Annotated in this window: 21 protein-coding genes; 10 read left to right on the top strand and 11 right to left on the bottom strand. The window is 75.1% G+C overall.

What is annotated here, in order from left to right:
- Nucleotides 1-91: 91 nt before the first annotated feature.
- The 3 genes from JJJ15_RS03025 to JJJ15_RS03015 are packed head-to-tail and all read left to right on the top strand — an operon-like array spanning nucleotide 92 to nucleotide 5880.
- Complete coding sequence (locus JJJ15_RS03025; protein ID WP_106109416.1) at nucleotides 92-406, top strand: WhiB family transcriptional regulator; 315 nt, start codon at nucleotides 92-94, stop codon at nucleotides 404-406.
- Between the two features lie 24 nt (nucleotides 407-430).
- Nucleotides 431-4372: a glycosyltransferase gene (locus JJJ15_RS03020; RefSeq protein WP_200511405.1), complete on the top strand. Its 3942-nt coding sequence runs from the start codon at nucleotides 431-433 to the stop codon at nucleotides 4370-4372.
- Nucleotides 4369-5880, top strand: coding sequence for a DUF5719 family protein (locus tag JJJ15_RS03015; RefSeq protein ID WP_200511404.1), 1512 nt, complete (start codon nucleotides 4369-4371; stop codon nucleotides 5878-5880). Before JJJ15_RS03020 ends, JJJ15_RS03015 begins: the two co-directional genes overlap by 4 nt.
- Nucleotides 5881-5951: 71 nt before the next feature.
- On the opposite strand, the gene JJJ15_RS03010 is transcribed toward JJJ15_RS03015, so the two are convergent.
- Nucleotides 5952-6389: a metallopeptidase family protein gene (locus JJJ15_RS03010; protein ID WP_246742129.1), complete on the bottom strand. Its 438-nt coding sequence runs from the start codon at nucleotides 6387-6389 to the stop codon at nucleotides 5952-5954.
- Between the two features lie 93 nt (nucleotides 6390-6482).
- Here JJJ15_RS03010 and JJJ15_RS03005 point away from each other — a divergent pair, with 93 nt between their 5' ends.
- Together JJJ15_RS03005 and JJJ15_RS03000 are read left to right on the top strand one after the other, a co-directional pair.
- Nucleotides 6483-6944, top strand: coding sequence for a DUF3499 domain-containing protein (locus tag JJJ15_RS03005; protein WP_106109413.1), 462 nt, complete (start codon nucleotides 6483-6485; stop codon nucleotides 6942-6944).
- A 1-nt stretch (nucleotide 6945) separates the two neighbouring features.
- A complete protein-coding gene (locus JJJ15_RS03000; protein ID WP_246742127.1) occupies nucleotides 6946-7182 on the top strand; it encodes a hypothetical protein in 237 nt (78 codons plus the stop codon).
- Nucleotides 7183-7431: 249 nt separating this feature from the next.
- Here JJJ15_RS03000 and JJJ15_RS02995 read toward each other — a convergent pair whose 3' ends face one another.
- On the bottom strand, nucleotides 7432-8262 hold the full coding sequence (locus tag JJJ15_RS02995) for an RDD family protein (RefSeq protein ID WP_246742126.1): 831 nt from the start codon (nucleotides 8260-8262) through the stop codon (nucleotides 7432-7434).
- Between the two features lie 17 nt (nucleotides 8263-8279).
- On the opposite strand from JJJ15_RS02995, the gene JJJ15_RS02990 reads away from it, so the two are divergent.
- Nucleotides 8280-9278, top strand: coding sequence for a stage II sporulation protein M (locus JJJ15_RS02990; RefSeq protein ID WP_200511403.1), 999 nt, complete (start codon nucleotides 8280-8282; stop codon nucleotides 9276-9278).
- A gap of 17 nt (nucleotides 9279-9295) precedes the next feature.
- Here JJJ15_RS02990 and JJJ15_RS02985 read toward each other — a convergent pair whose 3' ends face one another.
- The 5 genes from JJJ15_RS02985 to JJJ15_RS02965 form a co-directional block, all read right to left on the bottom strand.
- A complete protein-coding gene (locus tag JJJ15_RS02985) occupies nucleotides 9296-10582 on the bottom strand; it encodes a DUF58 domain-containing protein (RefSeq protein WP_106109409.1) in 1287 nt (428 codons plus the stop codon).
- A gap of 66 nt (nucleotides 10583-10648) precedes the next feature.
- A complete protein-coding gene (locus JJJ15_RS02980) occupies nucleotides 10649-11665 on the bottom strand; it encodes a MoxR family ATPase (protein WP_106109408.1) in 1017 nt (338 codons plus the stop codon).
- On the bottom strand, nucleotides 11662-12900 hold the full coding sequence (locus tag JJJ15_RS02975) for a DUF4350 domain-containing protein (RefSeq protein WP_200511402.1): 1239 nt from the start codon (nucleotides 12898-12900) through the stop codon (nucleotides 11662-11664). Before JJJ15_RS02975 ends, JJJ15_RS02980 begins: the two co-directional genes overlap by 4 nt.
- Nucleotides 12897-13616 (bottom strand): DUF4129 domain-containing protein, encoded by a 720-nt coding sequence (locus tag JJJ15_RS02970; RefSeq protein ID WP_246742125.1) that lies wholly within the window; start codon nucleotides 13614-13616, stop codon nucleotides 12897-12899. Before JJJ15_RS02970 ends, JJJ15_RS02975 begins: the two co-directional genes overlap by 4 nt.
- Complete coding sequence (locus JJJ15_RS02965; RefSeq protein WP_200511401.1) at nucleotides 13600-14730, bottom strand: glycerophosphoryl diester phosphodiesterase membrane domain-containing protein; 1131 nt, start codon at nucleotides 14728-14730, stop codon at nucleotides 13600-13602. Before JJJ15_RS02965 ends, JJJ15_RS02970 begins: the two co-directional genes overlap by 17 nt.
- A gap of 277 nt (nucleotides 14731-15007) precedes the next feature.
- On the opposite strand from JJJ15_RS02965, the gene mtrA reads away from it, so the two are divergent.
- Genes mtrA through JJJ15_RS02950 form a run of 3 tightly spaced genes read left to right on the top strand, consistent with a single transcriptional unit; the run spans nucleotide 15008 to nucleotide 19243 of the window.
- Complete coding sequence (gene mtrA / locus JJJ15_RS02960) at nucleotides 15008-15691, top strand: MtrAB system response regulator MtrA (RefSeq protein WP_106109405.1); 684 nt, start codon at nucleotides 15008-15010, stop codon at nucleotides 15689-15691.
- Complete coding sequence (mtrB, locus tag JJJ15_RS02955; protein WP_246742124.1) at nucleotides 15675-17531, top strand: MtrAB system histidine kinase MtrB; 1857 nt, start codon at nucleotides 15675-15677, stop codon at nucleotides 17529-17531. Before mtrA ends, mtrB begins: the two co-directional genes overlap by 17 nt.
- Nucleotides 17528-19243 carry a GerMN domain-containing protein gene (locus JJJ15_RS02950; RefSeq protein WP_200511400.1) on the top strand — a complete coding sequence of 572 codons (1716 nt, stop codon included), beginning with the start codon at nucleotides 17528-17530 and terminating at the stop codon, nucleotides 19241-19243. Before mtrB ends, JJJ15_RS02950 begins: the two co-directional genes overlap by 4 nt.
- Before the next feature lie 80 nt (nucleotides 19244-19323).
- Here JJJ15_RS02950 and raiA read toward each other — a convergent pair whose 3' ends face one another.
- Nucleotides 19324-19968 carry a ribosome-associated translation inhibitor RaiA gene (raiA, locus tag JJJ15_RS02945; RefSeq protein WP_106109403.1) on the bottom strand — a complete coding sequence of 215 codons (645 nt, stop codon included), beginning with the start codon at nucleotides 19966-19968 and terminating at the stop codon, nucleotides 19324-19326.
- Between the two features lie 22 nt (nucleotides 19969-19990).
- A complete protein-coding gene (locus JJJ15_RS02940) occupies nucleotides 19991-20995 on the bottom strand; it encodes a phosphoribosyltransferase family protein (protein ID WP_200511399.1) in 1005 nt (334 codons plus the stop codon).
- Nucleotides 20996-21252: 257 nt separating this feature from the next.
- Between JJJ15_RS02940 and secA the strand changes: the two genes are divergently transcribed.
- Nucleotides 21253-24147 carry a preprotein translocase subunit SecA gene (gene secA, locus JJJ15_RS02935; RefSeq protein ID WP_200511398.1) on the top strand — a complete coding sequence of 965 codons (2895 nt, stop codon included), beginning with the start codon at nucleotides 21253-21255 and terminating at the stop codon, nucleotides 24145-24147.
- Nucleotides 24148-24549: 402 nt separating this feature from the next.
- Here the strand turns inward: secA and JJJ15_RS13380 are convergent, their stop codons facing one another.
- Nucleotides 24550-25173, bottom strand: coding sequence for an Rv3235 family protein (locus JJJ15_RS13380; RefSeq protein ID WP_129591485.1), 624 nt, complete (start codon nucleotides 25171-25173; stop codon nucleotides 24550-24552).
- Between the two features lie 235 nt (nucleotides 25174-25408).
- Nucleotides 25409-26362: a LysM domain-containing protein gene (locus tag JJJ15_RS13375; protein ID WP_106109400.1), complete on the bottom strand. Its 954-nt coding sequence runs from the start codon at nucleotides 26360-26362 to the stop codon at nucleotides 25409-25411.
- Nucleotides 26363-26461: the final 99 nt, after the last annotated feature.

Raw genomic sequence — 26461 nt, 5'->3', positions numbered from 1 at the left:
TGAGACGCCCCTCCTTGGCTTGACGAAACCGGTCGGCGCCCGTGTAATTCTCAGTAGTTCGTTGTCCTCAATACTGCGAAGGGACGCCATCGTGTGGAACATTCTCGGCGACGGTCCGCTCACCCGGCCTGAGCCCGCCGCCGACGCCGAGATCCTGGCGATCTTTGGTGAGGTCAGGGAGAGCGGCCCGCTGGCCTGGCAGGAGCGGGCCCTGTGCGCCCAGACCGACCCGGAGGCCTTCTTCCCGGAGAAGGGCGGTTCCACCCGTGAGGCCAAGCGCGTGTGCGCCGCCTGCGAGGTCCGTGAGGAGTGCCTGGCCTACGCCCTGGCCAACGACGAGCGCTTCGGCATCTGGGGGGGCCTGTCCGAGCGGGAGCGCCGCAAGCTCAAGCGCCGTGCGGTCTGAGCGCCCCGGAGTGGTGAGGCGGGCATGAGCTCAGGGCGCACGGGCGTCCTCGCCGTCCTGGTCACGGCGGGCAACACCCCCTACCTACGGCGTACCCTGGTCGCGCTGGCCCGCCAGGAGGTGCCGGCCAGCGCGGTCCTGGTGGTGGACGTCGCCTCCCGGCGCAACGGCCTGGGGGACGGTACCCCGGTGGAGGACGTGGTCGAGCTCTCCGGGATCGACGCGGTCAGCCGGGCGCGCATCCTCCACGTCAGCGAGGCCTTCTCCTTCGGTGACGCCGTGCGTCGCGGCCTGCTCGCCCTCCAGGAGGACGGGCGCCTGCCAGCGCCCTCCCACCCCTACCTCTGGCTGCTCCACGACGACTCCGCCCCCGCCCCCGGGTGCCTGGCCAGTCTGCTCAACGCCGTGACCTCGGCCCGCTCGGTGGCCCTGGCCGGGCCCAAGCAGGTGGACTGGGACAACCCCGAGCAGCTGCTCGAGGTGGGTCTGCGCACCACCGCCTCGGCGCGGCGGGCCAACGACATCGTCCCGGGGGAGATCGATCAGGGCCAGCACGACGGCCGCTCCGACGTCCTGGCGGTAGGCACTGCCGGGGCGCTCGTCGACCGCGCGGTGTTCGACGAGATAGGTGGCATATCACCGGCCTTTGGTGCCTTCGGTGACGGCCTGGAGCTGTCTCGTGCCGTCCGTCTGGCCGGGCACCGGGTGGTCGTGGTCCCCGACGCCGTGGTCGCCCACCGCCGGGCCGCCTTCCTGGGGCGGCGGGGCGTGCGCCACGGCCTGCGCAGGGACCCGCAGGACACCGAGGGGCTCTCCTGGCAGGAGGCGACGGCGCGCAGCTACCGCGCCCGCCGCACCGCCCAGCTGCGCGCCTGGGCCACCTTCTCCTCCCGCCCGGTGTGGCTGCTGCTGTCCTGGTTCCTCCTCCTGGCCTGCCTGCGGGCCCCCTGGCGCCTGCTGACCAACTCCGTGGTCCGCGCCAGCGACGAGATGGGCGCGGCCCTGGCCGTGGCCTCCCGCCCCGGCCTGATCCGCCGAGGACGACGCCGTCTGGCCGCCCACGCCACCGTCCCCCGCTCCGTGCTGACCCGCCTGTACGTGGACAGCGCCGAGATCCGGGCCCTGCGCCGTGACCTGGTGCGTCAGGAGCGGGAGCGGGCCGCCCGCGAGGAGGCCCCCAGCGAGCTCGAGCTCCACGAGCTGCGGGCCCTGGCCCGCCGACGCCGCTACGTGCTGACGGCGGTCCTGCTTCTCACGGCGGGGGCCGGGCTGCTCGCCCTGGGGGGGACCCTGGCCAGCCGGGGCCTGACCGGGGGCGCCCTGCCCAGCCTGGACACCGCTCCCGGCCGTCTGTGGGAGGCGGCCTGGAGCACCTGGGCTGCCTCCGGGGACGGCTACGACTCCCCCCTGAGCCCCTTCCTGGCGGTCCTGGCCCTGCCGGTGGCCCTGGGACGGGTCGTGGGCCTGGACGGGCCCCTCATGCTCCACGCCCTGGTCCTGGTGGCGGTGCCGCTGGGGGCTCTGGGCGCCTGGGCCGCGGCCGGGACCGTGACCCGGCGGACCCACCTGAGGGCCTGGGTGGCCCTGACCTGGGCCCTGGCCCCGGCCGGGCTGCTGGCCGTGGGGCAGGGGCGCCTGGGTCCTCTCCTGGTCCACGTCCTCCTGCCCTGGGCCCTGACGGCCCTCATGCGGGGCCTGGGGGCGGACCGGCGCGACGTGGTCCTCTCCGGGATGGTCGGCGCCCACCACCTGACCGACAGCGAGCGCGCCGAGCTTGACCGCCTCTCCCCCCCGGCCGACCTCCCCCGACAGGGGGCGGCTGGCGCCCAGGGGACCGGTGCCCAGGGGGCTGACGCCGACGGCCTCAGGGGCGCTGAGCCCGCCGAGGCCGACGACGTCGAGGATGGCGACGGCGCCGAGGAGGCTGCCGAGGACGGCGGGGGCGTGATGGGCACCGGGACCGCCGAGGCCCCGGAGGCAGGAAGCGCCCCGAGGAGCCCCGGGGAGCCCCGGGACGCCTCCCGGGCCGAGGCGCGCGCCGCCCGGGCCCTGGCCGGGGCGGCGGCCGCGGGCCACGACGAGAGTGCGGACCACCACGAGGGCGTGGACCACCTGGACCAGGAGGCGTCCGCGACCATCTCCTGGGACGAGGACGAGGAGCGCCAGGTGTCAGCCGGCGCCGAGCCCGCTGACACCGCCGGCGCCGGGTCCACCGAGTCCGGCGCCGGGCCGGACGCCCGGGGGGACCGGGAGGACGACCAGGATCCCGCCGCGCAGGAGGACGAGTCCCCCAGCGAGCGCTCCCTGGCCCGTGCCGCCGCCGTACGGGCCGCCGCCACCGAGCAGTACGGGCCCGGCTCCCCGCGCGCCGCCGCCCTGGCCGGGCTCCTGGGGGCCGGGATCGTGGCCGCCGTGCCGGCCACCGCCGTCGTGCTGCTGCCGGCCCTGGTCCTGCTCATGGTGCGCCTGCCTCGACGGGCCGGGCGCCTGGCCCTGACCGTCCTGCCCGTCCTGGTGACCGCCCTGCCGGTGTGGTGGGGCGCCTGGCACATTGCCCACTCCCTGACCGGCACCGCCCGCCTGCTCCTGGCGGACACCGGCGCCCCGCTGGGCGCCCCCGCCCCCAGCGCCACCGAGGCCCTGCTGGGGCTGCCCCAGGGCCTGGACACCCTCCTCCCGGCCTCCTGGCTGGCCGGGGTCGTCATGGTGCTCCTGGCCGTCCCCCACGTCCTGGCGCTGGTGGGACTGGCTGCCCCCGGCCGCCTGGGGGCGCGGGCCCGCGGCGGCGTCCTGCTGTTCCTGGGAGGGCTGGCCCTGGCCCTGGTGGCCCCCCGCGTCGTGGTGGCCCTGGGCACCGGCCTGGAGGGGACCGGCAGCCAGTTCGTGGCCGCCTGGCCCGGACCGGGTGCCTCTCTGGCACTGGCCGGGCTCCTGGGGGCTGGCGCGGTGGGCCTGGACGCCGGCGGGGTCAGGCTCCTGGAGGCCCGGGCGTGGTGGCGCACCGCCCTGGTACGTGGCGTCGGCACCCTGGTGCTGGTGGCCCCCCTGGCGCTGGGAGGTGCCTGGGCGGCGGCGGTGGCCACACGGGCCTCCTCCCCCCTGATGCTCCTGCGCCCGGCCACGTCCCAGGTGCCCCTGATCGCCCTGGAGATGGAGACCGCCCCGGCCGCGGGCCGCGTCCTGGCGCTGGCGAGCACCGACACCTCCGAGGGGACCGTCCTGAGCGTCTCCCTGTGGCGGGGCGCGGGCACCCAGGTCACCGACGTCGTCCCCGGGGTCCTGGCCTCCCAGCTCACCGACAGGATCAAGGACGCGGGCTCCCCGGACGCCGCCGACGTCTCCGGCTCCCCGGGCCTGGTGCGTCAGGAGCTCAGCGACGCCGCCGACGCCGAGCTCGCCCACCTGGTCACCCGCATGACCACGACCTCCGCCAAGGACGCGGCGGGGGCGCTGGCCAGGCACGGTATCTCCGTGGTGGTCCTGGCCGACCGCGACGGTGACGAGCTCACCTCCACGACCAGGGCCGCCCTGAGCTCGACCCCCGGCATGGAGGACCTCGCCCGTACCGCCACCGGCACCGCCTGGCGGGTCTCGCCCGACGGCGCCGAGGTGGCCCGCGCGGCCCTGGTCGGCCCCGACGGGACGAGCCTGACCCTGCCCTTTAACGGCACCGCCGTGCGTACCGGTATTGAGGCGGGGGCGGCCGGGCGCACCCTGGTACTGGCTGAGCGCACCAGCTGGCGCTGGCGGGCCACGCTCGACGGCGTCGCCCTGGAGCCCACCACCCTGCGGGAGGGGGCCTGGCGGCAGGCCTTCACCGTGCCGGCCTCCGGCGGCCAGCTCGTCGTCACCCCGGACCGCCCGACCACCTCCCTGGCATCCTGGCTCGTGCGGGCCACCTGGGCGCTGACAGCCGTGGTGGCGGTCCTGGCCAGGCCCCGTCGTCGCTCCCGGAGGATCCCATGAGCAGTACGCGACCACCCGCCCCCGCCTGGCGGCACCGGCTCTACCAGGCCTTCCGCGTGGTGTCGGCGCTCGTGCTCCTGTCTGCCACCGTCGTCCTGACCCGGTGGGGCGCCGCCCCGGCCGCCCCCACCCCGGACGTCGGCGGCCTGACCCTGGACGCGCCGAGCACCGACGTCCTCCTGACCTGCCCGGCCGCCCCCGCCAACACCCTGGAGGCGGTCAACCTGGGGGCCACCACCGCCCGCACCACCGTCACGCCCCTGGGGGACTCCCAGGTGAACCTGGACGGCAGCGCCCTGGCCGTGGGCGCCCCCACCTCCACCGACACCGCCAGGGGCGGCGTCCTGACCGTCCCGGCGGCCCACCGCACGGGTGCCGGCGCCCTGGGCCTGGTGACCACCTCCACGCCCGACGGTGACCTGCGCGGGCTCACCGCCGCAGCCTGCGTGCCGCCCTCCACCGTCTCCTGGATCGTGGGCGGCTCGGGGGCCGTGGGATCCTCCGCCGAGCTGCGCCTGACCAACCCCGGCACCACCACCGTCACCGCCCGGATCAGGCTCTACGGCTCCACCGGTGAGCGCCCGCTGCCCGCCCGCGGCCAGATCAGCCTGGCCGCCGGCAAGAGCGGCTCGGTGCTCCTGGAGACGGCCGGGGCGGACGAGCGCCTGGCCGTGTCCGTGGAGGCCACCGGCGGCTCCCTGGGTGTGGTCATGGTCACCGAGTCCCTGAACGGGGAGACCCCCGCCGGGGTCGAGGTCCTCACCCCGGGGCCGGCCCCCTCCACCGACCAGACCGTCCCCGGCGTCGTCCTGACCGCCCCTGAGAGCCAGGGGGAGGTCGCCGACACCACCACCGGGGCCGTCTCCTCCCAGGCCCCCGTGCTGCGGGTGGTCAACCCCGGTACGGGTACCGCCACCGTGTCGGTGTCCCTGGTGGGTGCTGACGGGCAGACCCCCCTGCCCGGGGCCCAGGAGGTGCGTATCGACCCCGGGGCCGTCTTCGACACCTCCCTGGCCGGCTCGGCCCCCGGGCCCTACGGCGTGCGTGTCACCTCCGACCAGCCGGTGGGGGCCGCCGTGCGCCTGGTGCGCAGCGCGGGGGAGTACCCGGCCAAGTCCGGTGCCCTGGCCGGTGACGTGGCCTGGATCCAGGCCGGGCACGACGGCACCGTCACCTCCGGGACCCTGGTCGTCCCCCAGGGTGAGGGGCTGACGAGCCAGCTGGTGGTGACCAACAGCGCCACCACGGAGGCCACGGTGACCCTGACCTCGGCCGACGGGACCTGGAGCCAGGACGTGACCGTCCCCGCCTCCACCACCCTCGTGCCCGACGTCCCCACCACCGTGGCGGCGCTGACGCTGTCCTCCCCGGCGCAGGGCCCCTCCCTGAGCGCCGCCGTGGTCACCACCCAGGAGGTCGGCGGGGACGTGCCGGGGACGCTCATTGCCGCCCTGCCGGCCGTACCGGACTCCGCCGTCCTGGCCCAGCGCACCCTCCTCATGCGCTAGGGCCGCCGTGACCAGCGCCGGGACCAGGGTGCGCCAGCCTCGGCAGCCCCACGCGCCAGGGCCGGCGTGCCCTAGGCGTCAGGGTCGATCTCCTCAGGACGGCGTCCCAGCATGAGCGCCACCTGCTCCACGACCACCTGGTGCACCAGGGCGGGGAGGTCCTGGGTCCCCCGCGCCCGGGAGGTGATGGGACGCCGGTAGAGCACCACCCGCGCGGGCAGGCCCGCCCGCGGCTCGGCCTGGAAGCCCCGCCCCAGGACCACGCCCCGTTCCCAGGGCGCCGGGTCCGAGGGCGGGACGTCCTCGACGGCGAACTGGACGGCCTCCACCTGCGGCCAGCGCCTGGCCAGCTCGCTGGCACTGGCTACCACCATCTCGTCAAAGCGCTCGGCGCGGGTGCGCCAGGCGGGCAGCGCGGGCGGCAGCAGGGGTCCCCGCAGGCCCCGGCCGTGCCGGTCACGACGGTGGACGGCGGGCGAGGTGGGGACCGGAGCGGGGGAGGACGGCACGGTGCACACCCTATTCGCTCCGCGGTTCGCTCCTGGCCTTCATACTGGGGCGTCGGTAGGGCCTCCACCCTGCGTACACGGTAGCCTGCTAGAGTGCGAAGTGTCAGACCGTGCCGACGATCCGGCTGTGAGAACCCCGCTGTGGCGACCCTCACCAGCGTCTACGCCGACTCGACAATCGTCCTGGGGCCTTTGTCCACCGAACGTGAGCCGGAGGCCTACGACCTGTGCCAGAAGCACGTGGACTCCTTTACCGCCCCCCGCGGCTGGCAGGTCATCCGCCTGGCCACGGACCTCGCCCCGGCCCCGCCCAGTGAGGACGACCTCCTGGCCCTGGCCGACGCCGTCCGGGAGGCCTCCCGGACCCCCCGCCCCGTGCCCAGGCGCGCCGAGCGCAGCTCACGCGGCGGGATCTCCCCCGTGCCGCTGACCGAGGTGGCTGACACCCTCCCCTGCCAGGTCCGGGACATGCCGGGGATCACCTCCCCCGGCAGCGAGGACGAGATCATCCGCCGCGGGCACCTGCGCGTACTGCGCGGACACAAGGAGGGCTGAGGTGGGAGACGTCACGTCCCGGGCCGGTTCGGTGCCCCAGCCGGGGCAGGCCGTGGCCCCCTGGCTGCGCGCCCTCCTGCGCTGCCCGGTCACCGGCCAGGAGCTGCTCGACGTCGTCCTGCCCGGTGCGGGGCCCTGCCTGCTGTCACCCGGTGCCCGCCTGGCCTACCCGGTGCGCGACGGCGTGCCGGTGCTCCTGGTCGACCAGGCCCTGCCCGCGCCCGTGGAGGCCGCCTGAGCACGGCCAGCCGAGCGGGAGCCAGCCGAGCATGGGGCGCCCGGGGCGCCTGAGCGCGCCTGAGCGGGGCCGGCCAAGCGGGTCGCCTGAGCAGGAGCCGCCGGCCGACCTGGCGCGGCCGCCCCCGGTAGGGTCCGCCGCGGCGCCCCGGCGCGGCCGCCCCCGGTAGCGGCCAGCTGGCGCCCCCGGTAGCGTCGCGGGCAGCCAGGCCGGCCCGGACGCCGGTGAGCCCGCCGTGGTACACCGGGCTCACAGCAGGGACGGGACGGCCTCCTCCTCGGCCTGCCGCTCCTGGAGCTCCATGAGGAGCTCGCGGTCCCGGCGCTCGGCCAGGACCGCGGCCAGGAAGCGCTCGGGGTGGGTGCGCGGCGGCGGGGGAGGGCTCACGCAGGTGGCGACCTGCGCCGCCAGCTCGGTGGCCAGGTGCGCCCGCACCGCCGGCTGGAAGGAGGTGGTCCGCGACAGGAACGTGCGCACCACCAGGGCGAGGTGGCCCGGGAGCCCGCGGATGTCGGCCTGACGGGCCCACGCCGCCAGCTCGGGGGGCATGAGTACGGGCGCGGTACGGCGGGCGGCGGCGCGCTCCTGGATGACGTAGGTGCCGGCCAGCACGTCACCCAGGCGCTTGTTCCGCCTCGTGGCCACGCACATGATCAGGCACAGGACCCCCTGGGTGAACCACACCTCGATGACGCTGAGCAGGACCCGCACCAGGCTGTGGCGCAGCCGCACGCTCCCGCCGTCGTCGCGCACCACCCGGGTGCCCATGACCAGGCGCCCCAGGCTGCGCCCGTTGCTGGCCGACTCAATGAGCAGGGGCAGCCCGACCAGCCAGGTGAAGACCACCAGGGAGAGCACGGCGGCCAGGCGCGCCGTGGTCATGGAGTAGTCGTTCTCGACGGCCAGCGAGAACGTCGCCAGGGACAGGACCAGCCCCACCAGCATCGTGCCGTAGTCAATGATCCCTGACAGCAGGCGCGACCCGAGAGAGGCCGGGACGACCTCCAGGGCCACGGCCTCCCCGATGACCATGAGATCCTGTTCAATCCTCCGCTCGGATGAGGACGGTTCGGTACTCACGGTGTCACACTCCTGAGGTGGATATCGATGCCTTCGTCGCGGCGCACCAGGACCAGTGGGAGCGCCTTGACACCCTGGTAGACAGACGCCGTCTGAGCGGGGCGCAGGCTGACGAGCTGGTGGGCCTGTACCGGGCCGCCGCCCGGCACCTGGCGCAGGTGACGGCGCAGGCCCCCGACCCCGTCGTGCTCGCCGAGCTCTCCACCCGGGTGGTGCGGGCGCGCGGGCGCGTGACCGCCTCCTCCTCCTCCTCGTGGGTCACGGGTCTGACCCACCTGGTGGCGGTGAGCATGCCCGCGGCCCTGTACCGGGTGCGCTGGTGGACGCTGGGGGTGAGCGCGGTGGGCCTCGCCCTGGCGGTGGTCACGGCCCTGTGGACCCTGCACTCGCCTGAGGCCATGGCCTCCCTGGGCAGTCCCGCCAAGCTCGACCATTACGCGGACCACGCCTTCTCCTCCTACTACTCCACCTACGACCCCCAGGACTTCGCCGCCCAGGTGTGGACCAACAACGCCCGTATCGCGGCCCTGTGCGTGGCCGGGGGGATCACCGGGGTGCTGCCGGCGGCCGTGCTCTGGTTCAATGTCGTGCACCTCGGCCAGGTGGCGGCCATTATGGCCGACCACCACGCCCTGCCCCAGTTCCTCTCCCTCATCGCCCCCCACGGGCTGCTGGAGCTCACCAGCGTCTTCGTGGCCGGGGGCGCCGGCCTGAAGCTGTTCTGGACCCTCCTGGTCCCGGGCCCGCGCCCCCGGGGCCGGGCCCTGGCCAGCGAGGCCCGTTCCCTCATGACGGTGTCCGTGGCCCTGACCGTGGCCCTGGCCGTCTCCGGGCTCATTGAGGCCTTCGTGACCCCGGCGCCCATCCCGTGGGCGGTCAAGGTCGCGGTGGGAGTCCTGGCCCTGGCGCTGCTGTGGGCCTACACCATCGCCCTGGGCCGGCGTGCCGTGGCCACCGGGGTGACCGGTGACCTGGACGAGCACGACGCCGGCTACCAGCTCCCCGTGGCGGCCTGAGGGCCGCGCTACCGCCCTCACAGGCGCCCCGCGGCCTTGAGCGCCAGGTAGGCGTCCGCCAGGGACGGGGCCAGGGCGTCGGGGTCGGACTGGACCACCTTGGCACCTGCGCGCTGGAGGAGCTCGGCCACCCGGTCGCGCTCGTGCTGCTCGGCCTGGGCGGCTGCCGCCACGTAGACCTCCTCGGCGGTGGAGTGCCGCGAGCGCAGGACCTCCAGGTCGGGGTCGGTGGCGGAGGCCACCAGCAGGGTGTGCTCGCGGGCCAGGGGCGCCAGGGCCCGCGTCATGCCCACCCCCGCGCCGTCCAGGCCCGCCAGGACGACCACGAGCGCGCGCTGGGGCAGGGCCTGGCGCACCGTGGCGCTGACGGTGCGCCAGTCCGTCTCGGTCAGCTCGCTGTCCAGGGGGGCCAGGGCCTGGGCCAGGGCGCTCATGAGGGCCGGTCCCGCCTGGCCGCTGAGGCGGGCACGCACCCGGGTGTCCATGGCCAGGATGCTGACCCGGTCCCCGGCGTGGGTGGCCAGGGCGGCCAGGAGCAGGGCGGCCTCGATCTGCGCCTCGAGCCGGGGGGCGTCCCCCAGGCGGGCGGCGGCCAGGCGGCCGGTGTCCACCACGATGAGGACCCGGCGGTCCCGCTCCGGGCGCCAGGTGCGCACCACCACGTCCCCGCGCCGCGCCGTCGAGCGCCAGTCGATGGAGCGCACGTCGTCGCCCACCACGTACTCGCGCAGGGAGTCGAACTCGGTGCCGGCGCCGCGCACCATGACGGCGCTGCGCCCGTCGAGCTCGCGCAGGCGCGCCAGGCGGCTGGGCAGGTGGCGGCGCGAGGAGAAGGCGGGCAGGACCCGCAGGCGGGCGGGGCAGCTCAGGGAGACCTGGCGGCCCGCGAGCCCCAGCGGCCCCCGGCTGCGGACGGTCACCAGGTCCGCCTGGCGGTCCCCGCGGCGCGTGGGGGTCAGCGTGGTGCGGTGCCGACGCCGCTGGCCGGGCGGCAGGCTGACGGTGGCGCGCTCCCCGACGGCCCCTGCCGAGGGGACCCAGGCGTCACGCAGTTCCACGTGGAACGCCCGGGCCGTGGGGTTGTGCAGGGTCAGGGTGTCCGTGGTGGACTGCCCCAGGCGCACGGAGCGCGAGACCCGCCGCTCGGCGCGCAGCTCACGCGGGGAGGGTGCCAGGATGACGTCCACCGCCACGGCGGTGAGCACCACCAGCACCCAGATCCCCACGGTCAGCGGGCGCGGCCAGGCCAGGACGGGGACCGCGCCGGCGGCGAGCAGCCAGACGGTGCGCATCCTGAGGAACACGGCTCCTCCTCACAGGTGGTTCGACGCCGTCGCCGTGGCGACGGCCGGCCCCGCGGGGCCAGGAGGTCAGCGGGGGACGGTGACGGTGCGCAGGACCCCGTTGACGACGGACTCGGTGGTGACCCCCTCCATCTCCGCCTCGGCGCGCAGGGTGATGCGGTGGCGCAGGGTGGGCAGGGCGAGGGCCTTGACGTCGTCGGGGGTCACGAAGGCCCGTCCCCCCAGCCAGGCCCAGGCGCGGGCGGAGGCCAGCAGCGCCGTCGCCCCGCGGGGGGAGACCCCCAGGGCCACCGACGGCGAGCTGCGGGTGGCGCGCACCAGGTCCACGATGTAGCCCAGGACCTCCGGGGAGGCCCCCACGGTGCGCACCTGGGCGCGGGCCGCGGCCAGGTCCGCCCCCGAGGCCACGGGCCCCAGCCCGGCCCCGGCCAGGTCGCGCGGGTCGAAGCCGGAGGCGTGGCGGGAGAGCACCTCGACCTCCTGGGCCCGCTCGGGCACGGGCAGGACGAGCTTGAGCAGGAACCGGTCCAGCTGGGCCTCGGGCAGGGGGTAGGTGCCCTCGTACTCCACGGGGTTCTGGGTGGCGATGACCATGAAGGGGTCGGGCAGCGGGCGGGGGCGGCCGTCGACGGACACCTGCCGTTCCTCCATGGCCTCCAGGAGGGCGGCCTGGGTCTTGGGAGGGGTGCGGTTGACCTCGTCGGCCAGGAGGAGGTTGGTGAACACCGGCCCGGGGCGGAAGGAGAACTCGGCGCTGCGGGCGTCGTAGACCAGGGAGCCGGTCACGTCACCGGGCATGAGGTCGGGGGTGAACTGGATGCGGGTGGTCCCCACCTCCAGGGCCCGGGCCAGGGCGCGCACCAGGAGGGTCTTGGCCACCCCCGGCACCCCCTCCAGGAGCACGTGGCCGCCGGAGAGCAGGGCGATGACCAGGCCGGTGACGGCGGCGTCCTGGCCCACGACCGCCTTGGAGACCTCACCGCGTACCGCCACCAGCCGCCCGCGCGGGTCGGCCCGGCCCGGGGCGTCGGGCGGTGCGGCGGGGTGGGCGTCGGGGTCCTGCCCGTAGGGGGTGGAGCTCATGAGTGAACCTCGCTCTCAAGGTGGTCGAGCTGGGAGGCCAGGTCGGTCAGGGCCTGGTTGTCGTGCGGTGGGGGACCGGCCAGGAGCTGGTCCAGGTAGGGCTCGGGCAGGCCGGTGACCCGGGCGGCGGCCTGGGCCACGAGGGCCGTCTCGCAGTGGCGGGGCAGGCCCAGGCGGGGGCGGAGCCGGGCCAGGGTACCGGCCCGCAGGACCCCGGCGGCGTGGGCGTGGTCGTGGGCGCGCCGGTAGAGGTGCCCGCGCCCCAGCGTGGTCTCGGTGGAGCGCACGACCACCGGCAGGGGGTCGGGCACCAGGCGCCCCATGCGCCGCCCCCGCACCCCGGCCAGGGCCGCCAGGACCGCCAGGGCCAGCAGGACCAGGACAGGCAGCTGGCGGGGCAGGTCGGGGGAGTCCCACAGGCTGGTCACGTCGCGGTAGTCGGCGTCGAACCAGACGACCTCGCGGTGGTGGCCCAGGGCCCGTACGGCCAGGGCGGCCGCGCCCTGCTGGGCCAGGGTGGCGTTGGTGACCAGCTGGTTGTCGGCGATGACCCGCAGCGTCGCGCCCGAGGGCAGGGGGGCGGTGAGGTAGGCGTAGGAGTGCTGGGAGGGGCCGGCGGAGGGGCCCAGGGGGAAGCAGCCGGTGGCGCCGGGGATCTGGTGGCCGGACGTGTCGGTGGCGGTCACCGAGCCGCGGGCCCCCGGCAGGCGGGCGGCGGCCAGGGCGTCGGGGTCCTGGCAGCCGGCCTCCAGGACGGTGTCCTTGGATGTCGAGGCCCCTGTGACGGTGGCCTGGGTGAGCCCGGCCAGGCTCTGGTACAGGTCGGACAGGACCACGACGTCCCCGCCGGCGCGGGCCAGGTCCTCCCGCTCGTCGGGGCTCAGGGACTGAGGTGAGACCAGTGCGAGCGTGGCCCCGTCCTGGGAGGCGGTCAGGGCGTCGGACCAGGAGCTGGTGGAGCGTACCGAGACGCCCTGGGCGCGCAGGAGCTCGGCCAGGGCCATGGTGCCCGTGGAGGTGGGGTTGTCGATCGCCAGGGGGACCTTGGAGACCTGGGGGCGCAGGCACAGGGTGCTCAGGACGACGGCGGTCAGCAGGAGCAGGGCCAGGACCACGGGCCGGGCGCGGCGCAGGCGGGTGCCCAGGGGGTCGCCCACCGCCTGGCTGGCACCTGCCGGCCGGTTCGTCCCGGCCCCGGTGGCGGTGCCGGTGGTGGTGTCGGTGGCCGGGCTCATACCTGTCCCTTCTGGGTCTCCGTCGGGCGCAGGGAGGCCACCTGGCCTGCCAGCTGGCGCACCCACTCGTCCTGCTGCCTCGTGGCCTGGACGTGCCCGTAGCGCACCGAGTCGAACAGGGCGGCGGCCTGGAGCAGCTCCTGCCTCAGCGACCGCAGGGCCCGGGCGGCCAGGGTGGCGGCCTCCCGGGCGGTCATACCGGGGTAGTCCTCAATGAGCCCGCGCTCGTCCAGGGAGCGGATAATGGCCCGGAAGCGCTCGACGACGGCGGTGGCCCAGTCGCCCGTCCCGGCCGCGGCGTCGGCGGCCCGGGTCAGGGAGGCGGCGTCACGAGGGTCCTCGAAGAGGCGCCTGGAGCCGAGCCGGGCCCGTCTGGCCCAGGTCAGGTACCTGAGGACGTAGACCAGGCCAGCCAGCAGGGCCAGGGCCGCGACCAGGGTGACGACCACCGAGACCCAGGCCGGCACCCCGGGCACCAGGTGGGTGGGGGACAGGTGCTCCTGGAGCCAGTCCCAGATGAGCTGGGCGAGGCTGGGGCGCTCCTGGTAGACGGCCTTGGAGAGCTCCTCCTGGGCGGCGCGCCGGGCCTCCTCCGCGCTGGGGGTGGCGGGCACGTCCACGGGCCCGGGCGCCGCCAGGGGCGTCAGGGCCAGGCAGGCCGCCAGGAGGCCCGGCGCCCCCTGACGGCTGCCGCTGGCGCTACTGTGCGGCGGCACGACGCAGCTCAATGTCCAGGCCCTCCTTGCGCATCCGCAGGTCGATGTAGATCAGGGCGGCCACGGAGGCGGTAAAGGGCATGACCAGGGCGGTGGCGAGGGTGGAGGCGAGCATGACGACCGAGGCGGCCACGGTGGCGGACCCGGGCTGGAGGACCGTCACCACGCCGGCTCCGACCCCGGCCACGGTGCCGATGGCCCCGGCCACCAGCCAGGCGATGAGCCCCATGAGCACGAGGGCTCCCAGGACCCGCCAGAAGGAGCCCCGGGTCAGGGTCCAGGAGCGCCGGATCGAGCTGGCCACTGAGGTGTTCTCCAGGATGAGCGCGGCGGGGGCCAGGAAGAGGCGGACCACGAGGAAGACCGTGATGAGGACCCAGAGCAGCAGCACGAGCAGGATGACGAGGAGCACCAGGAGGACGTCCCCCGACGAGCCGGTGTCGACCGTCCTGTCCCCCAGGACCTGGCGCAGCAGCGCCGTGGCGACCAGGGTGGCGCCAGCGGGTGGGACCGTCTCGATGAGGGTGATCAGGAGCGCCTGCCCCAGCAGCGCCCATATGCGTCCCCTGGTCTGCGCCCAGGCCTGGCCCGGGCTGGCCACCCGCCCCAGGACCGCCCGTGAGACCGTGACGATGAGCAGGCCGGTCAGCAGCCCGTTGGCGACAATGGACACGACGGTCGCGATCAGGGTCGAGGGGCTCAGCGTGACGAGGGCCGGCAGGATGAGGAGCGTCTCGGCCGCCCCCTGCGTCGTGCGGCCGTCCAGGTTGATCAGGGTGGCGCTCTGCAGGGCGTAGGTCAGGACGGCGCTGACCCCTCCCAGGACGCCCATGACCAGCAGGGCGGGCAGGAACATCGCCCGGGGGTTGGCCCGCAGGGCGGCGAAGGCCCCGCCGATGATCTCCGAGACGGTCAGGGGGCGCAGGGGGATGATCCCGGGCTTGGGGGCCAGGAGGAAGTCGGTGGGGAGGCCGTAGCCCGGGACCCCGAAGGCGGGTGCCCGCTCCGGCCCCGTCCCCTGGACGTCCTCCGCCGGGGCCTCCGGCTCCTGGGGGGGCTGGTCGTCGAGCGGCTGGGAGGGGGGCTGCCAGCCGTCGGGGGGCGGTGCGCTCATGGCCCCATGCTGACACGTCAGGGGGTCGGGGTCCTCCCCCTCCAGGAGGAGATCGGCCCTGGGGGGTACCCCGCCGGCCGGCGGGGTCCTTCCCGGGAGGCGGGCGCCCCCGCCCTCCCTGCCGCGGGCGGGGGCCGGGCGTACCGAGAGGGCCCGCCTGCGCTCCCGCCCCCACCGCCGCGCCGGCCAGGGGCCGATCGGGGGAGAGCCGACCAGGTGAGGGGCCCGGGACCCGTTGTGACTGACGTAGCGTGCCCGGCGTGCCAAGATAGGACACATGACCGTGCGTATCCTCGTTGTTGACGACGACCCCGCGATCTCCGAGATGCTGAGCATCTTGTTGGAGAGCGAGGGGTACACGCCAGTCACCTGTGACACCGGTGACGGTGCTCTGGCCCTCTTCCGCGCCCACCACCCCTCCCTGGTCCTGCTTGACCTCATGCTCCCGGGGATCGACGGGGTGGAGGTCTGCCGTCAGATCCGCCGCCTGTCCGACGTCCCGGTCATTATGCTCACGGCCCGTACCGACACCGAGGACGTCGTGGCGGGGCTGGAGGCCGGGGCCGACGACTACGTCACCAAGCCCTTCCAGACCACCGAGCTCCTGGCCCGGGTGCGGGCGCGCCTGCGCCACCTGTCCACCGCCGTCACCCCGGAGGTGCTGCGCGCCGGGGACCTGGACATTGACGTCGCCGCCCACCGCGTCCTGCGCGGGGCCCAGACCATTGCGGTGACCCCGCTGGAGTTCGACCTGCTGACCACCCTGGCCCGCTCGCCCTGGAAGGCCTTCACCCGCGAGGAGCTCCTGGACGCGGTGTGGGGCTACCAGCACGGCGCGGACACCCGCCTGGTCAACGTCCACGTCCAGCGCCTGCGCTCCAAGGTGGAGCCGGACCCGGAGCGCCCCCGCATCGTGGTGACGGTCCGGGGCGTGGGCTACCGCATTGGCGACGCGGTCTGAGCCCGGGCGCCGGTCCCCCGTGGCCGGCCTGGCGGGCCTGCGGGCGCTCATGCGGCGCTCCCTCATCCTGCGGGTCACCGTGGCGGCCCTGGTGGCGGGGGCCGTGCTCATCACCGTCCTGCTCGGGGTGGTCACGGTCACTATCCGCGAGTCGGTCTTCAGCGACAAGCGTGACGCCGTGCTGGCTGACGCCATGGAGCGGGTCAGGACGGCCCAGGCGGTCCTGGACGCCGCCACCGTCACCAGCCCCGACGAGGTGGCCTTCCTGGCCCAGACGCAGGTGACCTCCATCCGGGGCTCCTCGGCCGGGGCCGGCGGGGTCGGCGTCGCCCTGCGCCGCAGCGGCAGCGAGTCCTCCTCGGTGGCCATTAACGACCTGTCCACGGACTCGGCCATGGACGCCCTGGTCACCCACGACATCACCCAGGCCGTGGAGGACGCCCCCGCCGGGACGCTGGCCTGGCGGCCCACGCAGGTCCCCGCCAGCATCGGCACGCAGGGCGGGTCGGGCCAGGAGCCGGGGGTCCTGGTGGGCACCCGCCTGAGCCTGCCCGTGGCCGGCCAGTACGACGTCTACGTCCTGTACACCCTGGCCCCCGAGCAGCGCCTGGTCACCGTGGCCTCCCGCGCCGTCATCACCGCGGGCGTCGGCTTCGCCCTGATGACCGTGCTGGGGGTCTGGACCGTCACCGCCAGGGTCCTGCGGCCGGTGCGCCAGACCTCCCTGGCCGCCCAGCGCCTGGCCTCGGGCACGCTCTCGGAGCGCATTGAGGTCCGCGGCGAGGACGAGCTGGCGGGGCTGGCCACCTCCTTCAACACCATGGCCGCCTCCCTCCAGGCCCAGATCGAGCGCTACGCCGCCCTGTCCACCGTGCAGCGCCTGTTCGTCTCCGACGTCTCCCACGAGCTGCGCACCCCCCTGACCACCATCCGTATGGCCTCCGACCAGCTCTACGCCGCGCGCACCGAGATCGAGGACCCCCTGGCGCGGCGCTCGGCCGAGCTGCTCAACGACCAGGTGGACCGCTTCCAGACCATGCTGACCGACCTGCTGGAGATCTCCCGGATCGACTCGGGCCGGGTGGAGCTGCGGGTCAGCCAGGAGGATCTGCGTGAGGTGGTCCGGCGGGTCCTGTCCGCCGTCGAGGTCCACGTCACCGCCTCAGGGGCCCAGGTCCACCTCGACCTGGGCGACCAGCCCGCCACCGCCCAGATGGACGTCACCCGCGTGGAGCGGATCGTGCGCAACCTGGTCACCAACGCCATTGAGCACGCTGAGGGCAGCGTCATCGACGTCACCGTGGCCACCTCCTCCAACGCCGTCGCCCTGCGGGTACGTGACCACGGGGTGGGTATGAGCCCCGACGTCGTGGCCAAGGTCTTCGACCGCTTCTACCGGGCCGAGCCCTCGCGCCGACGCACCCTGGGGGGCACCGGGCTGGGGCTGTCCATCGCCCTGGAGGACGCCCATCTCCACGGCGGCACGCTGACGGCCTGGGGGTGGCCTGCCGACGGCTCCTCCTTCCTGCTGGTCCTGCCCCGGGTCCTGGGGGAGGACGGGACCCCGGGGACCCTGACGGGGGCCCCGCCCCTGGAGGTGGTGCCGCCCGACGCCCCCGCCGTGGCGCGCACCAGCGCGGGGCACACCAGCGCGGGCCAGTGGCCCGGGCCCGTCTCCCGGCGGACCGGGCAGCCCGGCAAGAGCGCCCGCCGCCTGAACTCCACCCTGCCGGACCCGGCCGTGCGCCGACGGGGCCCCCTCCAGCCCCTGGACGGCGGCGCGGGCCAGGACGGGGCCCGGCCCCAGGAGGGCCGGCCCGGGCAGGGGGAGGGGCAGTGAGCCCGGTGGACCGGTACGCGCCCGGCCGGGCCCGCGGGGCCGTCCGGCACCTGAGCCGTCGCGCCCTGCTGGCGGCTCTGGGTGCCCTGACCTGCGGCTGCGCCCGCCTGCCCACCTCCGGGGCCGTCCACACCGCCACCGTGCCGGGGGCCGACCCCGACTCCCTGGTCCAGACCGCCCCCGGACCCACCGAGGGGGCGGGCCCCGAGCTCATTGTCACCGGCTTCCTGCGGGCGTGCACCGCGGGCTTCTCCGACGACTTCGCCACCGCCAGGTCCTTCCTGCTGCCTGACGTCGCCGCCCGCTGGAGCCCGCGCGACCTGGTGCGCGTCTACCAGGAGGCCGACGCGCCGGTGGTGGCCCGGGCCCCGGACGGCTCGGTGAGCGTCAGCACCACCGTCATTGGCACGATCGCGCCCTCGGGGGCCATGACCCGGGCCCCGCTGACCCACACCGAGACCAGGTTCTCCCTGGCCCGGGACGTGGCCGGCCAGTGGCGCGTGGCCGAGCCCCCCGAGGGGACCCTGCTCGCCGACTCCACGGTCCGCCTGAGCTACGCCGCCCGGTGGCTGTGCTTCCCGTCCTGGGACGGGCGGCGCCTGGTCCCCGAGCTGCGCTGGGTCCCCTCCAGCTGCGAGCTGGAACGGCTCGTGGAGCTGGCGGTGGCCGGCCCCTCGGACTGGCTGGCCCAGGGTGTGGACAGCGCCCTCCCCGCCGGGACCACGGCCGAGGTCAGCCAGTCCGGGCCGGTGGTCACGGTGCGGCTGACCGGCACGGGGTCGGCCCTGGAGGGCGCCCGGGGCGACCTGGCCGTGGCCCAGCTGCGTGAGACCCTGCTCCAGGTCAGCTCCGTCAGCTCCGTGCGGGTCCTGGCCGAGGACCGGGACCTGGGCTCGGGCGCCAGCCTGCAGGCCGTCCTGAGGGCCCCGGGCGACGTGCTGGGTATGAGCGGGGGCGACGTCGTACGCGGTACCGGGACCGCCCGCACCGTCCTGGCCCGGGCCCAGGTCCTGGGCAGCGCCAGCGGACGCTGGCCCTTCCTGGGACAGGACGGGCGGCTCACGGTCGTCTCCGGGCCCAGCCTGGTCCAGGTCCCCTCCGGGGCCGGGAGCGCCTCGGTGATCCTGTCGGCCGGTACCGGCACCGGCGGCGGGCTGACCGCCCCCGTGGCGGACCGGACCGGCTGGGTGTGGACCGCCGAGGACGGGGTGCTGGTGGCCGTGGACGCCGCCGGGCTGCGGGCGCCCCTGACGGCCACCTGGCTCCAGGAGCGCACGGTCCTGGCCGTGGACGTCTCCGCCGAGGGCGAGCGCCTGGTGGTGCACCACCGGGGGGAGGGCCAGGACCAGGTGGACGTGGCCGTCATTGTGCGCGACGCCAGCGGGCGCCCTACCGCCCTGGGCCGGGCCCTGGCGCTGCTCCCCGAGGGGGCCCCGACCGTCCTGGGGGCCCCGTGCTGGTACGACCCGGTCAATGTGGCCCTGCTCCTGCCCGCCCAGGACGAGGGCGGCGCCCCCCGTATCTACCACCTCCAGGTGGGGGGCTTGAGCAGTGACCAGACCGGCGCCCTGGGCGCCACCCAGGTCGCGGCCAACCGGGTGGACGGCACGCTGAGCCTGACGGACGCCTCCCAGCAGGTCTGGCAGCGCTCGGGAGCCACCTGGCGCGTGGTGGACACCGACCTGACGGACCTGTCCTACCCGCTTCCCTGAGCGCGCCGCCCCCCGGGCAGGACGGCCCGTGCCCCGGGGCCGCGCCGCGTTCGGGGACAGGGCGCGGCCCCGGGGAGCGCCTAGCTCACGGTGACGTCCAGGCGGATGACGCCGTAGGTCCAGCCGTGGCGGCGGTAGACCGCGCAGGGCTGCCCGGTCTCCTTGTCAATGAACAGGTAGAAGGGGTGGCCCACCAGCTCCATCTGGTCCAGGGCCTCACCGATGGTCATGGGGCTGGCCGGGTAGAGCTTCTGGCGCACGATCACCGGGGAGTCGCCCAGCTGGGCCTCCACCGCCACCCCGCGCTCGGTGGGGGCGTGGGGGGAGTCCTCGATGGGGGCGTCGTCGGTGTCGGGGATCTCGGGCTCGGGCACCGGTGCCACGGCGGCCTCCTCCGGGCGCAGGACCACGGCGTAGCGGTGGTGGTCCTTGACGCGGTCGCGCGCGCGGCGCAGGCGCTCGGTCAGCTTGCCCATGGCGATGTCCACGGCGGCGTAGCGGTCCGAGGAGCTGGCCTCGGCCCGGATGACCGGGCCCTTGGAGATGACGGTGATCTCGACGCGCTCGGCGGTGTCGGCCTGGCGCGGGTTGCGCTCGTGGGTGACCTCGACCTCCACGCGCTGGACGCGGGGGTCGAACTGCTCGACCTTGGCGGTCTTCTCCTCGACGTAGTCGCGCAGGCGAGAGCTGATCTCGGCGTTGCGACCGACGACGGTGACGTCCATGACGGACCCTCATTTCTGTAAGTCATGATCCGGGCTCAGCGGATCGTTGGGACGGGTGCCCGTCGCCTCGGTGCGGCGGGCCCTGGGAGTGCCTGACCACCTCCTCGGCGACAGGGACGGAAGGCCCGTCCCCACACGACTTCCGTGTGTCCTGTGACACATAAACTACACTATCTCCCGGGGCTGTGCACGCATTACACCGCTGGTCAGGGCCGTTATCGCCGTCGGCGGACGCGGTGCCACCCGGTACCGTCCCCACTGGTGCCAGCAGGCTGCGGCGTCGCCGGGGCGCGGGCGTGGCGGCCAGGGTCAGGGCCGCCAGGACCCGGGCGCCGCCGCGGGTCAGGGCGCGCTGGCAGGCGGCCAGGGTCGCCCCGGTGGTGACGACGTCGTCCACCAGCAGGACGGCCCGGCCCTCCACGTCGGCGAGCAGGCGCAGGGCCCCGGAGCGGTTGCGCCGCCGCCCCCGGCTGGAGCTGCCCGCCTGGTGGGCCCGCCCCGCGCCCAGCAGGGGGCGGCGCAGGAGGTCGACGCTGCACACCCTCAGCCTCGTGCCGACCAGCCCGCGGGCCACACCGCGGGCGACGCCGTCAGCCAGGCGGGAGGCGACCAGGCGTCCGGCCAGGCGCCGTCTGACTCCCGAGGGGGCGGGCACCACCAGCAGCCCGCCGCACCCGGCCAGGAGGTCCACGGTCCCCGGGTCCAGTCCCGTCGCCCAGGTGAGCCCCGCGCGCCGGCTGGCACCGACCATGGTCTCCTCCAGATCCTCGCGGGCCCCGTTCTTCCAGGCCAGGACCAGGCGGCGGGCCACGCCCCGGTAGCTGGCCAGGGCCCACACGGGTAGGTCCTCCAGGGCCTGGGCGTGCGGCACCGGCCTCAGGGGGCCGGCCAGCACGGCGCGGCAGGAGGGGCACAGGGATGTCTCCCAGGTCCCGCAGCCCGCGCAGGAGGACGGTAGGACCAGCCTCAGGCACGGTCCCGCCAGACGGTTCCACCAGGCGCGAAGCCAGGACAGGTAGCGGCGCACGCCTCCAGGGTGGGCCCGCCGGCACCCCGCGCGCCGCGACTGTCCACAGAACGTTGTGAGGCCAGCCTCAGCGGGCTCTCCTGTGGGCTGAGCGGGCCCCGGAACGACGCCGCTTCGAAGGCGGGGGAGGCGCGGGGCGGGGCGGGGGCGCACCACGAGGGCGGCAACGTCTACTAGCATGAGGCCGGTGCGCGCCCACGGCGCCCCGGCGCCCGGCCCACCGCCGCACCACAGTCAACAGCCAGGGAGAAGCCAGCGTGTCGATCTTCGACTGGATCCTTCGTATCGGTGAGAGCCGTACCGTCAACAAGCTCGACTCCCTGGCCGACCAGGTCGAGGAGCTCGCCGAGACCTACCGTGACCTCAGCGACGAGGATCTCAGGGAGATGACCGACGAGCTCAGGGAGCGCTACGAGAAGGGCGAGACCCTGGACGCCCTCCTGCCCGAGGCCTTCGCCACGGTGGTGGAGGCCGCCGACCGGGTCCTGGGGATGCGCCCCTTCCACGTCCAGATCATGGGCGGTGCCGCCCTCCACCTGGGCAATATCGCGGAGATGAAGACCGGTGAGGGCAAGACCCTGGTGGCCACCATGCCCTCCTACCTGCGGGCCCTGACCGGCAAGGGCGTGCACGTGGTGACCGTCAACGACTACCTGGCCGAGTACCAGTCCGACCTCATGGGGCGCGTCCACCGCTTCCTGGGCCTGACCACCGGCTGCATCCTGGTGGGGCAGACCCCCGCCGAGCGTCGCGAGCAGTACGCGATGGACATCACCTACGGCACCAACAACGAGTTCGGCTTCGACTTCCTGCGCGACAACATGGCCCAGCGCCCTGAGGACCTGGTCCAGAGGGGCCACGCCTTCGTCATCGTCGACGAGGTGGACTCCATCCTCATTGACGAGGCCCGCACCCCCCTCATTATCTCCGGGCCGGCTGGCGGGGACGTCAACAAGTGGTACAAGGAGTTCGCCGTCATCGCCGAGCGCCTGCGCCGGGAGCGGGACTACGAGGTCGACGAGAAGAAGCGCACCGTGGGGGTACTGGCCCCCGGCATCGAGCGGGTCGAGGACTACCTGGGTATCGACAACCTCTACGAGTCCGAGAACACCCCGCTCATTGGCTTCCTCAACAACGCCCTGCGCGCCAAGGAGCTCTTCCACCTGGACAAGGACTACATCGTGCGCGACGGCGAGGTGCTCATCGTGGACGAGCACACCGGGCGCGTGCTGCCCGGGCGCCGCTACAACGAGGGCATGCACCAGGCCATCGAGGCCAAGGAGAAGGTGGAGATCAAGGCCGAGAACCAGACCCTGGCCACCATCACCCTGCAGAACTACTTCCGCCTCTACCCCGAGGGCTCGCGCTGCGGCATGACGGGCACGGCCGAGACCGAGGCCGCCGAGTTCGCGGGCACCTACAAGATCGGCGTGGTGCCCATCCCCACCAACAGGGACATGCAGCGTGAGGACTGCCCGGACCTGGTCTACTCCACCAGGGCCGCCAAGCTGGCCGCCGTCGTGGACGACATCGCCGAGTGCCACGAGACCGGCCAGCCGGTCCTGGTGGGTACCACCAGCGTGGAGAAGTCCGAGGAGCTCTCGGCCCTGCTGACCAGGCGGGGCATTGAGCACACCGTCCTCAACGCCAAGCAGCACGCCCGCGAGGCCGGGGTGGTGGCCATGGCCGGCCGCAAGGGGGCCGTGACGGTGGCCACCAATATGGCCGGGCGCGGTACCGACATTATGCTGGGCGGCAACGCCGAGTACATTGCCGTGGCCGCCCTCAAGGAGGCCGGGCTGGATCCGGAGGAGACTCCCGAGGAGTACGACGCCGCCTGGCCCGAGGCCCTGGCCGCCGCCAAGGAGTCCTGCGCCGCCGAGCACGAGGAGGTCGTTGAGCTGGGGGGCCTGTACGTGCTGGGCACCGAGCGCCACGAGTCGCGGCGTATCGACAACCAGCTGCGCGGCCGCTCCGGGCGCCAGGGGGACCCCGGGCGCTCCCGGTTCTACCTGTCCATGGAGGACGACCTCATGCGCATGTTCGCCTCGGCGGTGGCCCAGCGCCTCATGGCCTCGGGCGCCTACCCCGACGACGTCCCCCTGGAGTCCAAGGTGGTCACCCGCGCCATCGCCTCCGCCCAGAGGCAGGTCGAGGCGCGCAACTACGAGATCCGCAAGAACGTCCTGAAGTACGACGACGTCATGACCGAGCAGCGTGAGAAGGTCTACTCCGAGCGCCGCCGCGTCCTGGAGGGCGAGGACCTCGAGCCCCAGCTGGAGCACTTCCGCGCCCAGGTGGTGCGCACCGTGGTGGCCTCCCGGACCTCCGAGGGCCGCCCTGACGAGTGGGACCTGGACGCCCTGTGGGACGACCTGGCCCACATCTACCCCGTCTCCCTGACCAAGGACGACGTCGTGGACGCCGCCGGCGGCATCGACCTGCTCACCCCGCAGGCCCTGACCGAGGCCCTGACCGGCGACGCCGCCCTGGCCTACGAGCAGGCCCAGGAGCACCTGGACGCCAACCCGCTGGCCCGGGCCCAGCTCGGCGAGGAGCCGATGCGGACCCTGGAGCGGCGGGTCCTGCTGAGCGTGGTGGACAAGCGCTGGCGCGAGCACCTCTACGAGATGGACTACCTCAAGGAGGGCATCGGCCTGCGCGCCATGGCCCAGAGGGACCCGCTGGTGGAGTACGCCAACGAGGGGGCGCACATGTTCCGCGCCATGATGGAGGGCATCCGCGAGGAGACCGTCGAGCAGGTCTTCGCCAACGCGGGCCGCTTCGAGGCGGCCGCCAGGCGCGCCGAGGCCGAGGGCACCCTGGAGGCGGCCCGCACGGTGGCGGACTCCGACGGACGCGCCGCCGCAGGCGTCTCGCTGGGGCGCACCGGGCGGCGTGCCGCCGGCTCCGTCCTGGGCGACACCGGTCAGGAGTCCATGAGCCGGCGGGTGACCTACTCAGGTCCTGCCGAGGACGGCGGGACCAGCGAGTCGGGGCCCGACGCCTCCGCCTCTACCCCTGCCTCTGCCAGCACCTCCTCGGCCGGCACCTCCGCCTCCCCCCTGGGCCCCCGGCGCTCCGGGAAGCTGGCACAGGCGGCCCAGGGCAACCGCGCCCAGCGTCGTCGCCGCTCCAAGCGCAGGCACTGAGGGCCCCCGCCGCCCCCCACCGCGAGAACGGTACTTATTGCTCGCGAGAACGGTACTTGTTCGTCGTGAGAACGGTACTTGTTCGCCGCCAGGGCGGAGGCGCTCAGGTCCGGGACCCTGAGCGCGTGGACGCAGTCCAGGTGAACGGCCCGAAGCCCGCGGGCAGTGGCCGGGCCGTGGCCTGTGGTGGTCGGCGCGTACGCGTGGTGCCGAAGCCCGCGGGCAGTGGCCGGGCCCCTGGGGCGCGTGGACGTAGTGGGGCGTGAGGGCCCGGCCTCCTGCACCGGGCGCCCTCCTCGCCGACTGCGCCAGCTCCTCCTTAGAGGCCGGTGAAGGTGAGGACGAGGGCGGTGATGCCCTGGGTGACCTGGGAAGGACCGGCGGAGGCGGGGACGAGGGCCCTCAGGCCATCTCCAGGTTGGTCAGCAGCCAGTGCCCGTTGCAGGGCTCCAGGCGCGCCGCGGCCGCGTGGACCCGGGTGCCGTCGTCGAGGACCACCACGACCTCCCTGGCGCCCCCGGCCAGGGCCTGGACATGGGTGGAGCGTGCCCGCATACGGGGCGCCGCCTCCCGGCCCAGGATCCTGCGGGCCAGTCCGGCGCGCCGGGTCAGGGCCTCCATGAGCGCCGGCGTCGTCCAGCGTGCCAGGTGCTCGACCGGGCGGCGTCCGGCCAGCACCTCGCAGGCGGCGCACACCACCACCCGGGCGTGCCGGGCCACGTCCGGCAGGGGGCGCGTGGGCTGCTCCAGGGCCGCCCCCGGGCCCAGGGCGGCCTCCGGGGACGGGCCGGGCCACCGCCTGGCGGGCGCCGGGGAGAGACAGGTCCGGGGCGGGTGGAGGCGTACGACGTTCCAGCCGGGGGCCTGGGCCCCGCTGAGGGGCTCGCGCCTCAGGGGCCGCCCGTCCCCGGGGCGGGCGGTGCCCCGGGACGGGGCGGCTGGTCGTGGTGCCGGGGCGCGACGGCGGCCCCTGGCCTCGCCGGGGCGACGTGACAGACGGGGGGTGGCGGTGGTGACGGCGCTCATGACAGCTCCTGGTGGTGCGTGGTCGGTCGCGAACAGGACGGCGGCCAGCTCATAGGCCGCTGGTGGTGCGTGGTCGGTCGGTGGGTGGCCGGGTCGTTCCCGGGCCGGTGGGGCGGGCGGCGGGCGGCTGCGCCCGCGAGGGGGTCGTTGTTCCCGGGCCGGTGGGGGGGGACCGGGTGGCCCCAGGCCCAGGCCAGAGGCCGGGGCGGCGGACGTAAGGTCCCGGTCGCGGTCCTCAGGCCGGGAGGAGGGCCTCGGGGACCTGGAGGACCGTGCCGGGGCGGATGAGCCCGGGGTCGCGCCCGACCACCACCCGGTTGGCGGCCCACAGCGTGGGCCAGGCCGAGGCAATGGCACCCCGGTCGGTGGTGTGCAGCAGGTCGGCGGTAATGGACCACAGGGACTCCCCGGGACGGACCGTGTGCGAGCCGGTGGCCCGGGTGCCGTGGGACGCCCCGGTTCCCGCGGGCGCCGACGCGGTGGCCTCCTCCTCGGCCCCGGGGGCGGGCGACCCCTGTGCCCCCGGTGCACCCGATGCCCCCGGATACCCCGGTGCCCCCGGTGCCCCGGGTGGGGCGCCCTGCGGCCCCGGGGCGGTGGGCGCTGAGGTGACGGTCCCAGACGGGACGCCCCCAGGCGGCGCGGCCCCGCCCGGGGCCGTCCCCGGGGCCGCCGGGTCGGCGGGGGAGGGGCCCGCGGTGTCCTCAGGGGCCGGCCCGGTAGCAGGATCCCCGGCGGCAGGATCCCCGGTAGCCACGTCGTCCGCGGCCTGCGGGGCGGGCGCCGGCGCGGACTGCGTAGGCCGCCAGCCGAGGTCGTCAGGGGTGGGCACCGCCGCGAGGGCGGGTGCGGTGACCGCGCTCAGGCTGAGCGTGCCCACCAGGATCCGCCGTACCCACGGGGCGCCCCACCGCGCCAGGAGACGCTGGGCGGGTGCTGCCGCGCGGCGTCGCCCGCGGGCGGGCAGGACCAGCAGGGCCAGGAGGGCGGACAGGGCGTGCCAGGCGGCTCCCGCCGCCCCGGCGGCGCTGGCCAGGGCCACCAGGGCGGCGGAGAGCTGGCTGGGGCCCCACCAGGACGTGGGGACGGCGACCAGCGCGGAGACCGCCTGCAGGCAGGTGAGGACCAGGGCGAGGGCCAGCAGCGAGGCGGCGGTGGCGAGGACCAGAAGACGAGGACGGGCGCTCATGAGGGGCTCCAACGACGGTGGTGGTGTGAGAAGAGCATGCCTGAGTCTAGAGGTTCTGTCAAGCGTTTACGTCATGTTTAGGTATCTTGTCCCTGTGGG

It is taken from the genome of Actinomyces sp. HMT897 (assembly GCF_016626125.1).
Classification (GTDB): Bacteria; Actinomycetota; Actinomycetes; order Actinomycetales; family Actinomycetaceae; genus Actinomyces.
The sequence above is the reverse complement of the archived record's forward strand: the minus strand, read 5'-3'. Positions and strand labels throughout refer to the sequence as shown.

Coding starts and splice junctions, on each gene's coding strand:
- JJJ15_RS03015 (WP_200511404.1), top strand. CDS start 4,369: ATGAGCAGTACGCGACCACCCGCCCCCGCCTGGCGGCACCGGCTCTAC.
- JJJ15_RS13375 (WP_106109400.1), bottom strand. CDS start 26,362: ATGAGCGCCCGTCCTCGTCTTCTGGTCCTCGCCACCGCCGCCTCGCTG.
- JJJ15_RS02975 (WP_200511402.1), bottom strand. CDS start 12,900: ATGAGCCCGGCCACCGACACCACCACCGGCACCGCCACCGGGGCCGGG.
- raiA (WP_106109403.1), bottom strand. CDS start 19,968: ATGGACGTCACCGTCGTCGGTCGCAACGCCGAGATCAGCTCTCGCCTG.
- JJJ15_RS02965 (WP_200511401.1), bottom strand. CDS start 14,730: ATGAGCGCACCGCCCCCCGACGGCTGGCAGCCCCCCTCCCAGCCGCTC.
- JJJ15_RS03020 (WP_200511405.1), top strand. CDS start 431: ATGAGCTCAGGGCGCACGGGCGTCCTCGCCGTCCTGGTCACGGCGGGC.
- JJJ15_RS13380 (WP_129591485.1), bottom strand. CDS start 25,173: ATGAGCGCCGTCACCACCGCCACCCCCCGTCTGTCACGTCGCCCCGGC.
- mtrA (WP_106109405.1), top strand. CDS start 15,008: ATGACCGTGCGTATCCTCGTTGTTGACGACGACCCCGCGATCTCCGAG.
- JJJ15_RS02980 (WP_106109408.1), bottom strand. CDS start 11,665: ATGAGCTCCACCCCCTACGGGCAGGACCCCGACGCCCACCCCGCCGCA.